General features: G+C 64.2%; 13 protein-coding genes. 6 read left to right on the forward strand and 7 right to left on the reverse strand.

Annotation, left to right across the window (positions count from 1 at the left end):
• The first annotated feature begins 158 nt into the window (after positions 1-158).
• Positions 159-704 (forward strand): hypothetical protein, encoded by a 546-nt coding sequence (locus H7A76_RS01075; protein WP_260497888.1) that lies wholly within the window; start codon positions 159-161, stop codon positions 702-704.
• A 72-nt stretch (positions 705-776) separates the two neighbouring features.
• Here H7A76_RS01075 and H7A76_RS01080 read toward each other — a convergent pair whose 3' ends face one another.
• From H7A76_RS01080 to aspA, 5 genes are all read right to left on the reverse strand, one after another.
• A complete protein-coding gene (locus H7A76_RS01080; protein WP_185696825.1) occupies positions 777-1,781 on the reverse strand; it encodes an asparaginase in 1,005 nt (334 codons plus the stop codon).
• A gap of 104 nt (positions 1,782-1,885) precedes the next feature.
• Positions 1,886-3,325, reverse strand: a complete 1,440-nt coding sequence (locus H7A76_RS01085; RefSeq protein ID WP_185696826.1) for an alanine/glycine:cation symporter family protein — start codon at positions 3,323-3,325, stop codon at positions 1,886-1,888.
• A gap of 518 nt (positions 3,326-3,843) precedes the next feature.
• The gene (locus tag H7A76_RS01090) at positions 3,844-4,569 is read right to left on the reverse strand and encodes a hypothetical protein (RefSeq protein ID WP_185696827.1); all 726 of its coding nucleotides are present in this window, start codon (positions 4,567-4,569) and stop codon (positions 3,844-3,846) included.
• Between the two features lie 148 nt (positions 4,570-4,717).
• Positions 4,718-5,071: a DUF6124 family protein gene (locus H7A76_RS01095; protein WP_185696828.1), complete on the reverse strand. Its 354-nt coding sequence runs from the start codon at positions 5,069-5,071 to the stop codon at positions 4,718-4,720.
• A 574-nt stretch (positions 5,072-5,645) separates the two neighbouring features.
• Complete coding sequence (gene aspA, locus H7A76_RS01100) at positions 5,646-7,070, reverse strand: aspartate ammonia-lyase (RefSeq protein WP_185696829.1); 1,425 nt, start codon at positions 7,068-7,070, stop codon at positions 5,646-5,648.
• Positions 7,071-7,251: 181 nt separating this feature from the next.
• Between aspA and H7A76_RS01105 the strand changes: the two genes are divergently transcribed.
• From H7A76_RS01105 to H7A76_RS01125, 5 genes are all read left to right on the forward strand, one after another.
• Positions 7,252-8,169, forward strand: a complete 918-nt coding sequence (locus H7A76_RS01105) for a LysR substrate-binding domain-containing protein (protein WP_185696830.1) — start codon at positions 7,252-7,254, stop codon at positions 8,167-8,169.
• Positions 8,170-8,526: 357 nt separating this feature from the next.
• A complete protein-coding gene (gene purE, locus H7A76_RS01110) occupies positions 8,527-9,018 on the forward strand; it encodes a 5-(carboxyamino)imidazole ribonucleotide mutase (protein WP_022641919.1) in 492 nt (163 codons plus the stop codon).
• Between the two features lie 11 nt (positions 9,019-9,029).
• Entirely contained in the window at positions 9,030-10,112 is a 1,083-nt protein-coding gene (locus tag H7A76_RS01115) for a 5-(carboxyamino)imidazole ribonucleotide synthase (RefSeq protein ID WP_185696831.1), read from the forward strand.
• A 106-nt stretch (positions 10,113-10,218) separates the two neighbouring features.
• Positions 10,219-10,464 (forward strand): GlsB/YeaQ/YmgE family stress response membrane protein, encoded by a 246-nt coding sequence (locus H7A76_RS01120; protein ID WP_022641917.1) that lies wholly within the window; start codon positions 10,219-10,221, stop codon positions 10,462-10,464.
• Positions 10,465-10,601: 137 nt separating this feature from the next.
• Positions 10,602-11,138: a DUF3299 domain-containing protein gene (locus H7A76_RS01125; RefSeq protein WP_185696832.1), complete on the forward strand. Its 537-nt coding sequence runs from the start codon at positions 10,602-10,604 to the stop codon at positions 11,136-11,138.
• A gap of 53 nt (positions 11,139-11,191) precedes the next feature.
• On the opposite strand, the gene H7A76_RS01130 is transcribed toward H7A76_RS01125, so the two are convergent.
• A complete protein-coding gene (locus tag H7A76_RS01130) occupies positions 11,192-12,091 on the reverse strand; it encodes a D-hexose-6-phosphate mutarotase (protein ID WP_185696833.1) in 900 nt (299 codons plus the stop codon).
• Positions 12,092-12,147: 56 nt separating this feature from the next.
• On the reverse strand, positions 12,148-12,552 hold the full coding sequence (locus H7A76_RS01135) for an acyl-CoA thioesterase (RefSeq protein WP_003229628.1): 405 nt from the start codon (positions 12,550-12,552) through the stop codon (positions 12,148-12,150).
• Between the last annotated feature and the right edge of the window lie 352 nt (positions 12,553-12,904).

Raw genomic sequence — 12,904 nt, forward strand, 5'->3', positions numbered from 1 at the left:
GTTGCATGCCGCCCACGCCAGGACCTGCCGTTTGCCTGCCAGCGGCATGGGGCATTTCGGGGGGTGCGTGGTTAGTGACTTGGTGCTTTGATTGGTGCAACCTGCCTGCCATTCACCGCCAGAGGTGGCGGTGCAGCAACCTCGATAAAGGACTATGTATGACCCTCACTCCTGCGCGTTCCCTGCTCCTGGTGTCCGGCTTGCTCCTGAGTTCGCTGTGTCTGGCCGAGGCTGGGCCAGGCAGCGAAAGCACCCTCAAGGATTCTGCCAAGTCAGCCGTCTCGTCAGCCATTTCGGCAGGCAAGAACCTCTTGGGTGGCGTCAGCGAAGGCGTGCTCGATGGTCGCCAATCGGCGCAAGGCGTCGACGGTGCCTCGATCATTTCCTCCCGTGAGCAAATGAAGGGTCGCGTCGATGTCCAGGTATTGAAGACCGAAGCCGTCGGCGACAGCTTCAACGTTACCCTGGGTTTCAAGAACAGCAGCGACAGCCAGTTGCGGCTGATCAACCTCAAGCAGACCGGTGCCCTGCTGGCGATCGACCAGGACGGTTACGCCAACAACCTGACTGTCAGCCTCGACAACCCGGATGAAGTCACCATCCCGGCCAAGGCGGCAGTGCGGCAGAAGTTCGTGTTCGAAGGACCGATCGAGAGTTCGAGCTCGGTGCGGGTCTGGGGCCAGGATTACCCGGTCAAGAAGTAACCTGGCCGCCACCCTCTGTTCGTCGTCGAGCCGGCAGCTAGCGCAGTCGCTACCGGCTCCGGAGCCTGAGCTTCAGCTCAGCTCGCCACACAGGTCCAGTTCGACCAGGCGCCGTACCTCGGCGGCCGGCAATCCGGCGCCCAGCAGGGCATCGAGCTTGCCGAAGGCGGCCTCGCGGGTCATGCCGCCGCCCGACAACACGCCCACCCCGCGCAGGCGGCTGCCGGCCTCGTAGATGTCCAGCTCGACCCCGCCCTCATGGCACTGGGTCACGGCCACCACCACGATGTCCTGGTCCCGGGCGCGCTTGAGGCTGGCCAGGAACGCCGGGTTGTCGCTGGGACCGGTGCCGCTGCCGAAGCATTCCAGCACCAGGCCCTGGATGCCGCTGGCGAGCACGCCATCGAGCACTTCGGCGCCGATGCCGGGGAACAGCGGCAACACGCCGACCTTGGCCGGCTGGCGGGCCTGGCGGTAGTCCAGGCTTGGCGGGATGGCCTCGACCTGGGTGCCGCCACCCTTGCGTCGCAAGGCGGCGAACGGGTGTCGACCGAAGCTGCGGATCTTCGCGCAGCGGGTCGGCGCCAACAGCTCGCCATGGAAGTACAGGTGTACGCCGGGTGCCAGGCCACGGCCGAGGGCCAGCAGCGCACCGCTGAGGTTTTCCCAGGCATCGCTGTCGGGCACGCCGGCCGGCAGCATCGAACCGGTGAACAGCACCCGTGCCGGCAGGCCCAGCAACTGGAAGCTCATGGCCGCGGCGCTGTAGGCCAGGGTGTCGGTGCCATGCAGGATCAGCACGCTGTCGCAGCCCTCGCTCTCGACGGCCTCGACCACCGCTTCGCGCAGGCGCTGCCAGTACTCGGGGGTCATGTTGGCGCTGTCGATCAGCGGCGCCATTTCGCGAAAGCGCCAGGCCGGTACCGGCAGGTCGGGACGGGTGTCGAGGTAGTCGCGCATCCGGGCTTCGAAGCCGGACGCCGGGGCCAGGCCGTCGGCGCTGGCCTGCATGCCGATGGTGCCACCGGTGTAGAGCACCATGACGTGCTGGGCGGCAGGGTGGGTCGAAGGGTGCATGGGGTTCTCCGAAACGGTGAGTTCCTGTGGGAGCGGGCAAACCCGCTCGCACATTTATCGAACTGTAATCGACGGGTGCAGAGGATGCGCCCATCGTTGACCCGTCAGCGTTGCGCTGTGGGCACGCCTTGCGGCTCGGCCTGGGCGGTGGCCGCGGGTTCGGCGGGCCAGGCCTTCAGGTCCAGGTCCAGATCGGCGAATTTGCGCGAGTCGAACACAGGCTGGTCGACGCCGGCGCGGCGCTGCTCGTCGTAGTCGCGCATCACGCGCAGGCCGACCTTGAACAGCAGGGCCAGGGCCACCAGGTTGACGAAGGCCAGGCAGGTCATGGTGATGTCGGCGAAGGCGAACACGGTCGAAAGGTCCTGCATCGAACCCCATATCACCAGCGCCAGCACCAGGCCGCGGAACAGCATCAGTACAGTGCGGTTGCGGGAGAGGAACTGCAGGCTGTTTTCGCCCAGGTAGTAGTTGTAGAGGATGCAGGTGAAGACGAACAGCGACAGCGCGACGCTGACGAACAGGCGACCCCAGTCACCGACCACGGCGGCCAGCGAGTTCTGGGTCAGGACGATGCCGTCGCCTTCGAAGCCCGGGGTGTAGAAGCCCGACAGCAGGATCAGCAGCGCGGTGCAGGTGCAGATCACGAAGGTGTCGAGGAACACGCTGAAGGCCTGGACCACGCCCTGGGCGCCCGGGTGCTTCACGGCGGCCACGGCGGCGACGTTCGGCGCACTGCCCAGGCCCGCTTCGTTGGCGAACACGCCACGCTTCACGCCCATGACGATGGCGCTGCCGAGCAGGCCGCCGAAGGCCGGGTCGAGGCCGAAGGCGCTCTTGATGATGGTCGCCAGCATGGCCGGCACGTGTTCGATCTGGGTGCCGATCACATACAGGGTCACGGCGATGTAGGCCAGGGTCTTGATCGGAACCAGCAGGTCGGACACCGCGGCGATGCGCTTGATGCCGCCGATGAAGGTGATGGCCAGCAGCAGCGCCAGGACGATGCCGGTGTGGCTTGGGTCGAAGGCGAAGGCGTCCTGCAGCGAGTGCGTCACTGTGTAGGACTGCAGGCCGATGAAGGCGAAGCCGTAGGTGACCAGCAGCAGGATGGAGAACACCACTGCCATGCCTTTGAACTTCAGGCCGTGCTGGATGTAATAGGCCGGGCCGCCGCGGTACAGGCCGTCGCCGTCGGCGCGCTTGTAGACCTGGGCCAGGGTGCATTCGAAGAAGCTGCTGGACATGCCCACCAGTGCGGTCACCCACATCCAGAACACGGCGCCCGGACCACCCAGGGTCACGGCGATGCCGACGCCTGCGATGTTGCCTGCGCCGACCCGGCCGGCGAGGCTGAGCATCAGCGCCTGGAATGAGCTGAGCTGGCCGCCGCTGCTTTTCAGGCTATCGCGGAACACCGCGAACATATGGAGGAAGTGGCGCAGTTGAACGAAACGCGAGCGGATCGTGAAGTAGCCGCCGAGCCCGACAATGAGCACGATCAGCACTTTCCCTGAGAGGAAGTCGTTGATGACTTCGAGCATGGAGTATTCCTCGCTGTTTTTTGTGTAGGCAAACGCAGAATGGGCAGAAACAATTTGTCACACCGCTCATTGCACGCACGGCAAAGCGGTGGGGCGAATGTTCGTCCCGGTTCTCTATTCGCGGGTTGTTATTAGTTCGGGTTTCCCATGGGTTTGAGCCGCGCTACCGGCGACAGCCCAGGGGAAGAGGGGGCGCACTATACCGGTGCGCGGGCCTGCCGTCTGCATATAGCGCGCCGAACCGAGGAACGGCAGGAGGCGGGAGGCTGAATCGGTTCTTGTCGCGGCGGGCTTTGCCTGGTCTGCGCAAGCCCGGGCGAGGGCTCTCTGGCGGCTGACCGAACGGTCATGATCGATTGTCATGCCAAATTGGAAAAGCCGACAAAAGGAGCTTGTTATTCGGTTTTTCACGATTTTTTGCCGATTTTATCCTAGCGCTTGTCAGGACTCCGGTTGCTCGTCGAAGCAAGTGGGAGCGAACTGCGGCTCAGCAACCGTTCCATGTCCATGGGTGCGGCTCAGGTCGGGAATTGTTCGAGGTGTTCTTCCACCCATTGCACCAGGCGTTCGTCCAGCTGGGGCAGGAGTTGGCGATAGGCGTCCTGGCAGGTTCGGAACCCTGGGTCCTGGTTGATCAGGTTCGCCAGTTCGGTCGGGGCCGTTGCAGGCGTGTATGCGGCGCGTAGCTGGTCTTGGCGCTGGCCGGCCTGCTCGAGGGTGTCGGCCAGGGCGTGTTGTCGTAGCTGGCGGAATTGGGCGAGGGCTTCGGGCAGGTGGAAGTGCAGGGCGCTGTCGAAGCCTTCCCAGCTTTCGTAGGCCAGCCACTCGTGGAGCACCATGAAGCAGCGTAGTGCTGGAGGTAGTTGCGCCAGCTGGTCGAAGTCCAGCCAGTACTGGCGGGGCAACGCCTGGGCGGTTTCGATGGCCTGGGCGATCAGTCCCACGGCCTGGCCCGGGTTGCGCCGGTGCTTGCGCAGGATGCGCTGGGTCAGGGTGAAGCGCGCTTCTTCTATAGCGTGCAGGGCGCGGTTCAGGTCGTATTCGGCGCTATGCAGGTATTCCCGGGCTTGTTCGGCGGACAGCCCGGACTTGTCCACCAGCACCTGCAACAGCTCGGACTTGTAGAGCTCGGCGGCTCGTTGAGGGTGGCCTGCGCAGCGTGCGAGCAGGGCTTGGGCGTGACGCAGGCCGATGGGGAGCAGGGCGCGTAGCTGTTGCAGGGCCTGGGTGTGTGTCGGGTCCATCGACTGTGCTGCCTCGGGGGTGGCTGGCGGTTGAGGGGGGATTATCCACCGTTGCTGGAGCTCAGGCCGAGTGTTTTGTACGTGGCGAGGGAGCAAGCCCCCTCGCCACAGGTTCTAGCTGCGGGCGATGCCGTTGCCACCCGCCAGGTCAAGGGCCTGGGCGGGCGCCGTCGAGCAGGGCGTCCACTACGGCGCGGGCCATTTCCACGGAATGCACCATGGACCAGATCAGTCCGCGTTCGATGCCGCTGGCCCGTTCGGTGATTTCATCGGACACCTCTTCGGCGCATTTGAGCAGCAGCGAGACGTGCACCAGCGCTTCTTCGGCATTTACTTGGGGTTGCACGGCGAACAGCGGGCGGTCCTGGCCATCGCACAGGCCGAAGGGGCGATGGCGGGTGCCGTGCAAGGCGGCCAGCAGGTTAGCGTTGGCGCAGTCCAGCTCTGGGTCGCGGCGCGGATGATCGGTTGGCAAAGGTGGATCGGGGACGAGCTTTTTCATGATGGTCACTCACTCAGTAATAAACGGACTGCCGAGCTCACTTCCACATGAGGGGTGGCAGTTGTGCGAGGGTGTGGAAGACCGGGACTGAGTAACCCAGCACACCCGAAGGTGTCCCGCGCACAACCGCCATAAAGCGATGCCGACGACAAAGCGTCGAGCTATGCCCATAAGCGCTCATGCTTACTCAGATCCGAACTTCCACATCCGGGCCGCTGATTTTGCAGCGGCTCAGGGAGGCTGCCTGATCGGTAAGAGGGGTACAAGGCGCTCAAAGGCGTGGGGGATTCTCTCGGATTTACCCTACAAAACAAAGCGAATCCGCTTCGATGCTGGGCTGCATTGGGGCAGCGCTGTGTCCGTCATAAAACGAAGATGTGCACGGCTTCAGTGCTATCACGGTGCTCCATAAAGGGTCGGCGCTGAAAAATAGACGTTCTTGTTTCTGTCTTTCCCAATTCCGTGAAGAACCAAAAAAAAGGGCCTGGAGACGAATCTCCAGGCCCTCAAAAGGTGAGAGGTGTCTAGTCCCTCAACCTGGTGAGCGGTGTTGCATGTTTCGGTGTCGCGTCGGTTACGCCTTCAGCGGAACCAGGCGCGGGGCAATCATGTTTTCCGGACGCAGGATGTCGTCGAGCATGGCGTCGTCCAGCAGGCCTTCTTCGCGAACCAGTTCCAGCACGCCGCGGCCGCTTTCCAGGGCGATGCGGGCGATACGGGTGGCGTTCTCGTAGCCGATGTACGGGTTCAGCGCGGTGACCAGGCCGATGGAGTGCTCAACCAGCTCGCGGCAACGGGTTTCGTTGGCGGTGATGCCGGTGATGCAGTGCTCGCGCAGCATGTCCATGGCGCGTTGCAACAGGCGGATCGAGTCGAAGATCTTGAAGGCGATCAGCGGCTCCATCACGTTCAGTTGCAGCTGGCCGCCTTCGGCCGCGATGGTCAGGGCCAGGTCGTTGCCGATGATCTGGAACGCCACCTGGTTGACCGCTTCCGGGATAACCGGGTTGACCTTGCCGGGCATGATCGAGCTGCCGGGCTGGCGCGCTGGCAGGTTGATCTCGTTGATACCGGTACGCGGGCCGCTGGACAGCAGGCGCAGGTCGTTGCAGATCTTCGACAGCTTGACCGCGGTGCGCTTGAGCATGCCGGAGAACAGCACGAAGGCGCCCATGTCGGAGGTGGCTTCGATCAGGTCGGCGGCCGGGACCAGCGGCTGGCCGCTGATGGTGGCCAGGCGTTGCACGGCCAGGTTCTGGTAGCGCGGGTCGGCGTTGATGCCGGTGCCGATGGCGGTGCCGCCCAGGTTGACTTCGGTCAGCACTTCCGGCGCCAGGGTCTTCAGGCGGGCCAGGTCTTCACCCAGGGTGGTGGCGAAGGCGTGGAACTCCTGGCCGAGGGTCATCGGCACGGCGTCTTGCAGCTGGGTACGGCCCATCTTCAGGACGTGGCTGAACTCTTCACCCTTGGCGGCGAACGACTGGATCAGGCTGTCGAGGCTGGCCAGCAGCGCGTCGTGACCCAGCAGCAGACCCAGGCGGATCGCGGTCGGGTAGGCGTCGTTGGTCGACTGCGCCATGTTCACGTCGTTGTTCGGGTGCAGGTACTGGTATTCGCCCTTGCTGTGGCCCATGGCCTCCAGCGCGATGTTGGCGATGACTTCGTTGGCATTCATGTTGGTCGAAGTGCCAGCGCCGCCCTGGATCATGTCCACCACGAACTCTTCGTGGAAATCGCCGCGGATCAGGCGGGCGCAAGCCTCGCTGATGGCCGCGTGCTTGACCTCGCTCAGGTGACCGAGTTCGCGGTTGGCGTCGGCAGCTGCCTGCTTGACCATCGCCAGGGCCACGACCAGTTTTGGGTAATGCGAGATCGGAACGCCCGAGAGGCGGAAGTTGTTTACCGCTCGCAGGGTCTGGATGCCGTAATACGCTTGAGCCGGTACTTCGAGTACGCCAAGCAGATCTTTTTCTGTGCGGAAAGATGCAGCGGAGGACATGACGGAAATCATCTCGGTAGGGACCCGGTCAGTGCCGGGAGCGCTGCGAATCCTAGGGCTAAGGGAAATTTTGGGCCAATGCTGTTAAACACTGGCCTATGCATATTCGGCATAATGCCCGTGTGACGCCGCGTTGCCGGCAAGCGTGTGACCTAAAATGGTGCGTGTCCGGGAGGACGTGATGAATCTGGAAAGCAAATGGCTCGAGGACTTCAGTGCCCTGGCCGCCACCCGCAGCTTCTCGCAGGCCGCCGAACGTCGCTTCGTGACCCAGCCGGCCTTCAGCCGGCGGATCCGTAGCCTGGAGGCCGCCCTGGGCCTGACCTTGGTCAATCGTTCGCGCACACCGGTGGAGCTGACGGCGGCCGGGCAGCTGTTCCTGGTGACGGCGCGGACCGTGGTCGAGCAGCTCGGTGAGGTAGTGCGCCATTTGCACCACCTGGAGGGCGGGCAGGGCGAGGTGATGCAAGTCGCGGCGGCCCACTCCCTGGCCCTGGGGTTCTTTCCACGCTGGATCGCACAGCTGCGCAACGAGGGCCTGAATATCGCCACCCGGTTGGTGGCGACCAACGTCGGTGATGCAGTGCATGCCCTGCGTGAAGGCGGCTGCGACCTGATGCTGGCCTTCTATGACCCGGACGCGGCCCTGCAGATGGATTCGGAAATCTTCCCTTCGCTGCACCTGGGGCACACCGAGATGCTTCCGGTTTGCGCCGCCGACCCCCAGGGCAAGCCGCTGTTCGACCTGGAGGGCGAGTCCAGCGTGCCGCTGCTGGCCTACAGCGCCGGGGCCTTCCTCGGACGTTCGGTCAATCTGCTGCTGCGCCAGCGCAACCTGCGTTTCACCACCGTCTACGAAACCGCTATGGCCGATAGCCTCAAGAGCATGGCCCTGGAGGGCCTGGGCATCGCCTGGGTGCCCCAGTTGAGTGTGCGCGCCGAGCTGGCCCGGGGCGAACTGGTGGTGTGCGGCGGCGCACAGTGGCACGTGCCGCTGGAAATCCGCCTGTACCGCTGCGCCCTGGTGCGCAAGGCCAACGTGCGCCTGCTGTGGCGCAAGCTCGAGGGCGCCGCGGCGCAGGGTACGAGCAACCCATGATCCTCTCCGCTGCCGAGCCAGCGAGGCTGCGACAAGGCTCGGCCGGCTGGGCCTTTCCTGCAATCGCCGCGCGCTCGTGCGCAGCCTGCGGCAGCGGCTACGAGAAACAGGCAGGGCCGCAGGAATTTCCAGTGCGGGGCGGCTGACTTCAAAGTCAATAAAACCGGGCCTTTGGGCAAAAAAGGCCAGGGTGTCGCAGGTGGTCGGTGAACGTGTGTCGCGGACATTTTTTTGGGTATACTGCGCGGCCTCCGGCCGGTTTACCTGGCCAGAATTCGTACAACAAGCCACGCCATTTTGCGTGGCTTGTTGTTTTTTGACGCGCCTGTGGGCGCCCAGAGAGAAAGAGGCACGACGATGAGTGCACTGGTTGGCGTGATCATGGGCTCCAAGTCCGATTGGTCCACCCTTAGCCACACCGCCGATATGCTGGATAAACTCGGCATTCCCTACGAGGTGAAGGTGGTTTCCGCACACCGCACCCCGGACCTGCTGTTCCAGTATGCCGAAGAGGCCGAATCGCGTGGCATCGAGGTGATCATCGCCGGCGCCGGTGGCGCGGCCCACCTGCCAGGCATGTGTGCGGCCAAGACCCACCTGCCGGTGCTGGGCGTGCCGGTGCAGTCCTCGATGCTCTCGGGCGTGGACTCGCTGCTGTCGATCGTGCAGATGCCCGCCGGCATCCCGGTGGCGACCCTGGCCATCGGCAAGGCCGGTGCGATCAACGCCGCGCTGCTCTCGGCGAGCATCCTGGGCGCCAAGCACCCGCAGTTCCATGCGGTGCTGAAAAAATTCCGTGCTGAACAGACAGACAGCGTCCTGGACAATCCAGACCCGCGCGTCGCCTGAGGTCGTTGACGATGAAGATCGGTGTAATCGGTGGCGGCCAGCTCGGTCGCATGTTGGCCCTGGCGGGAACCCCGCTGGGAATGAGCTTCGCTTTTCTCGACCCGGCGCCGGATGCCTGCGCAGCTGCCCTGGGCGAACACCTGCGGGCCGATTACGGCGACCAGGACCACCTGCGCCAGCTGGCTGACGAGGTGGACCTGGTGACCTTCGAATTCGAGAGCGTGCCGGCCGAAACCGTGGCCTTCCTCTCGCAATTCGTACCGGTGTACCCCAGTGCCGAGGCGCTGCGCATCGCCCGTGACCGCTGGTTCGAGAAGAGCATGTTCAAGGACCTGGGGATTCCCACCCCCGAGTTCGCCGACATCCAGTCCCAGGCCGACCTGGACGCCGCGGTGGCGCGCATCGGCCTGCCGGCGGTGCTCAAGACCCGGACCCTGGGCTATGACGGCAAGGGCCAGAAGGTCCTGCGCAGCGCTGCCGATGTCGAGGGCACCTTCGCCGAGCTGGGCAGCGTGCCATGCCTGCTGGAAGGCTTCGTGCCGTTCACTGGCGAAGTCTCGCTGATCGCCGTGCGTGCCCGTGATGGCGAGACCCGTTTCTACCCGTTGGTGCACAACACCCATGACAGCGGCATCCTGCGCCTGTCGGTGGCCAGCAGCGATCACCCGTTGCAGGCGCTGGCCGAGGATTATTCCAGCCGCGTGCTCAAGCAACTGGACTACGTGGGTGTGATGGCGTTCGAGTTCTTCGAGGTGGACGGCGGCCTGAAGGCCAACGAAATCGCCCCGCGGGTGCACAACTCCGGGCACTGGACCACCGACGGCAGCCAGTGCAGCCAGTTCGAGAACCACCTGCGGGCGGTGGCCGGCCTGCCGCTGGGCTCCACCGCCAAGGTGGGCGAGAGCGCCATGATCAACTTCATCGGCGAAGTACCGCCGGTGGACCAGGTGATCCGCATCGACGACTGCCATCTGCATCACTACGGCAAGGCCTTCAAGGCCGGGCGCAAGGTCGGCCATGCCAACCTGCGCTGCGCCGACCAGGCCACCCTGCAGGCGCAGATCCTCAAGGTCCAGGCGCTGGTCGCCAAGTAACAAATCCACCGGCTGGCGGGAACCTTCGTTTCCCGCCGTTCTCTGATAGCAGGATGCCAAGGCGCTGACTAGGCTTTGGTTTACCCACTCCTACAGAGGAACAGCCATGGGCATTATCGGAACCATTTTCATCGGCTTGATCGTTGGTCTGCTGGCGCGTTTCCTCAAGCCGGGAGACGACAGCATGGGCTGGATCATGACCATCCTGCTGGGTATCGGCGGTTCGCTGGCGGCCACCTACGGCGGCCAGGCGCTGGGTATCTACCAGGCTGGCCAAGGTGCCGGTTTCTTCGGTGCGCTGGTGGGCGCGATCGTTCTCCTGGTGATCTACGGCTTCATCAAGAAGAACTGAGCCGGTGCGCGAGCTCCCCTTCGCCGCTCGGGCGAAGGGGGGCGATTTCTTCATCTGAAACTTCAACGCAGCCCATGGTTTGGGCACTAGAATGCCCGCCTTCTTCCGTCCTTTCCTTTTGACCGAGCCCCACCCTCATGCGTCGTCTCTTGTTGACCCTCGTTCTGCTGGGCTGCGGCCTGGCCCAGGCTGCTGAACTGCCGGAAACCGACTGGCTGGAACTGATGCCCAAATCGGACCAGAAAGCCCTGGAGCAGATGCCGGAAATCGACCACAACTCGCCTGAAGCCAACGGCACCTTCACCCAGAAAGGTGGCTTGAAACAGAGCAAGGGCCTGCCGGCGGTGATGTATTCGACCAAGACCGTGGCGGCCATGAATGGCAAGCAGATCCGCATCGGTGGCTACCCGGTGCCATTGGAGGCCGATGCCAAGGGCCACAGCACGCTGTTCTTCCTGGTGCCCTACCCGGGGGCCTGCATCCACGTACCACCGCCGCCGCCCAACCAGCTGGTGCTGGTGCGCTTTCCCAAGGGCGTCAAGCTCGATGACATCTACACCCCGCTGTGGGTGACTGGCACCCTGAAGGTCGAGAAGGTCAGCAACGATCTGGCGGACGCCGCCTACGCCCTGGACGCGGCGAAGGTGCGGGTGGTGCAGGAGTCGGATTTGTAGCCGACAGGAGGGTTGGCTGCGGGAAGGAGCGACTCCTTCCCCATGGCCTGTAGTCAGGGCGCGAGGCTGTCGATGCTCACGCTCAAGGTGTGGCTGGCGCCGGGAGCCAGGGTCACGATGTCGTCCATGACATTGGCGGTCTCGATGCACAGCATGCGCTGCCAGCCATCGTCGGCCATGTCGCTGAACTGCGCGGCGCGACCGATCCATGGGTTCCAGATCACTGCGGTGCGCGAGCCCTGGCTGGCCAGGCGGATGCGCCGCTGCCACTGCGGGTCGACGATATCCAGCTGCGTCGGCGTATCCAGGTAGATACGGTCGGTCTCCCCGGCAAAATGCAGGTCGCCCGCCTGGCGCTTGGTCGTCCAGTCTTCCAGGGTCTCGATGTAGTCCAGCCCGTCGACACCTTCGACATGCACCTGGCGCACGTCGCTGACCGCGAAGTAGCTGTGCAGCGCCTGGCTGATGCTGACGCTTTCATTGCCCAGGTTATGGCTGGTCAGGCTGATGTGCAGTTGCTGGTCGAGGCGGATGAGCAAGCTGGGTTCCACCTGGTGCGGCCAGCCGGGAAAACCTCCGGCAGGGCAGGGCAGGCGCAAGCGCACCAGCAGGCTGTCGCCTTCGCTCTCGATGCCTTGCAGTTCCCAGTCGGTGGCGCGGACCAGGCCGTGGGCCGGCGCCGCGTCGTCGCCCTGGCGCATGGCCTGGACGCTCTGTGGATTGCGCGCGAAGTTGCCGAACCACGGCCAGCACACCGGGACGCCGGCGCGGATGCTCTTGCCGGTCTTGAACTGCGCTTCTTCGTTCAGCCAGATCAGCGGCGGTTGCCCGGCCAGCTGGTAGCTGAGGATGTGCGCGCCCTGCTGGGCCACCAGCAGTTCGGCATCGCCGTGGCGGATGCGCCAGCAGTTCAGTTGGTCCAGTTGTACTGTTTCAACGTGGGGCGTAGGCATGGCGGTTCTCGTTCAGAAGGCTTGGGCTGCCATGGACTTCCAGGCAGCCTGCGGGTTCAACGTGCCCTGGGCGGCACCGAGCGGGTACGGCCACTGCCGTCGATGGCGACGAACACGAACACCGCCTCGGTGACCTTGCGCCACTCGCTGGACAGCGGATCGTCGCTCCACACTTCCACCATCATCTGGATCGAGCTGCGGCCGATCTCCAGGGTCTGGGTGTAGAAGGACAATTGCGCGCCGACGGCCACCGGTACCAGGAATGCCATGCGATCGATGGCCACGGTGGCTACCCGGCCACCGGCGACGCGACTGGCCATGGCGGTGCCCGCCAGGTCCATCTGGGCCACCAGCCAGCCGCCGAAAATATCGCCGAAACCGTTGGTTTCACGTGGCAGGGCGGTGATTTGCAGGGCCAGGTCGCCTTGCGGGATTGGATCTTCTTGTTCGAGCTCTATCATGCCGAGGGGCCTCTGACCCGTGACGCTTCATGGGTACTTCAGGTGAATAGCCGTCTTCAGGAAAAACGATTCAGCCCGAACATACTACGTTCGTCACGTTCTTTCGAAGGCGTGCTAGCGGGAAACTCTGCGAAACCGGCTGCTCATGCACAGGAAGAAGCATTGCGCGCCGGGCACTTGGGGTGGGGCATGCACTGGTGTTCCTGTCTGGTCTTGCTGGCGCCGGGCGGTTGCCGGCGGTCACGAGTACAACGACGTTTTCGCACAACAACCCTTGCCGGGAGCGGCTTTGCGCGCCGGGCCCTGCGAGTATATCGGTCGATAGACTCCACGACGACCCGTCTGGTTCGCA

This window comes from Pseudomonas sp. MSSRFD41 (assembly GCF_014230245.1).
Lineage (GTDB): Bacteria > Pseudomonadota > Gammaproteobacteria > Pseudomonadales > Pseudomonadaceae > Aquipseudomonas > Aquipseudomonas piscis.

Excerpts from the sequence above, each read along its gene's own strand:
- H7A76_RS01075 (WP_260497888.1), top strand. The coding sequence starts at position 159 with ATGACCCTCACTCCTGCGCGTTCCCTGCTCCTGGTGTCCGGCTTGCTC.
- H7A76_RS01080 (WP_185696825.1), bottom strand. The coding sequence starts at position 1,781 with ATGCACCCTTCGACCCACCCTGCCGCCCAGCACGTCATGGTGCTCTAC.
- H7A76_RS01085 (WP_185696826.1), bottom strand. The coding sequence starts at position 3,325 with ATGCTCGAAGTCATCAACGACTTCCTCTCAGGGAAAGTGCTGATCGTG.
- H7A76_RS01090 (WP_185696827.1), bottom strand. The coding sequence starts at position 4,569 with ATGGACCCGACACACACCCAGGCCCTGCAACAGCTACGCGCCCTGCTC.
- H7A76_RS01095 (WP_185696828.1), bottom strand. The coding sequence starts at position 5,071 with ATGAAAAAGCTCGTCCCCGATCCACCTTTGCCAACCGATCATCCGCGC.
- aspA (WP_185696829.1), bottom strand. The coding sequence starts at position 7,070 with ATGTCCTCCGCTGCATCTTTCCGCACAGAAAAAGATCTGCTTGGCGTA.
- H7A76_RS01105 (WP_185696830.1), top strand. The coding sequence starts at position 7,252 with ATGAATCTGGAAAGCAAATGGCTCGAGGACTTCAGTGCCCTGGCCGCC.
- purE (WP_022641919.1), top strand. The coding sequence starts at position 8,527 with ATGAGTGCACTGGTTGGCGTGATCATGGGCTCCAAGTCCGATTGGTCC.
- H7A76_RS01115 (WP_185696831.1), top strand. The coding sequence starts at position 9,030 with ATGAAGATCGGTGTAATCGGTGGCGGCCAGCTCGGTCGCATGTTGGCC.
- H7A76_RS01120 (WP_022641917.1), top strand. The coding sequence starts at position 10,219 with ATGGGCATTATCGGAACCATTTTCATCGGCTTGATCGTTGGTCTGCTG.
- H7A76_RS01125 (WP_185696832.1), top strand. The coding sequence starts at position 10,602 with ATGCGTCGTCTCTTGTTGACCCTCGTTCTGCTGGGCTGCGGCCTGGCC.
- H7A76_RS01130 (WP_185696833.1), bottom strand. The coding sequence starts at position 12,091 with ATGCCTACGCCCCACGTTGAAACAGTACAACTGGACCAACTGAACTGC.
- H7A76_RS01135 (WP_003229628.1), bottom strand. The coding sequence starts at position 12,552 with ATGATAGAGCTCGAACAAGAAGATCCAATCCCGCAAGGCGACCTGGCC.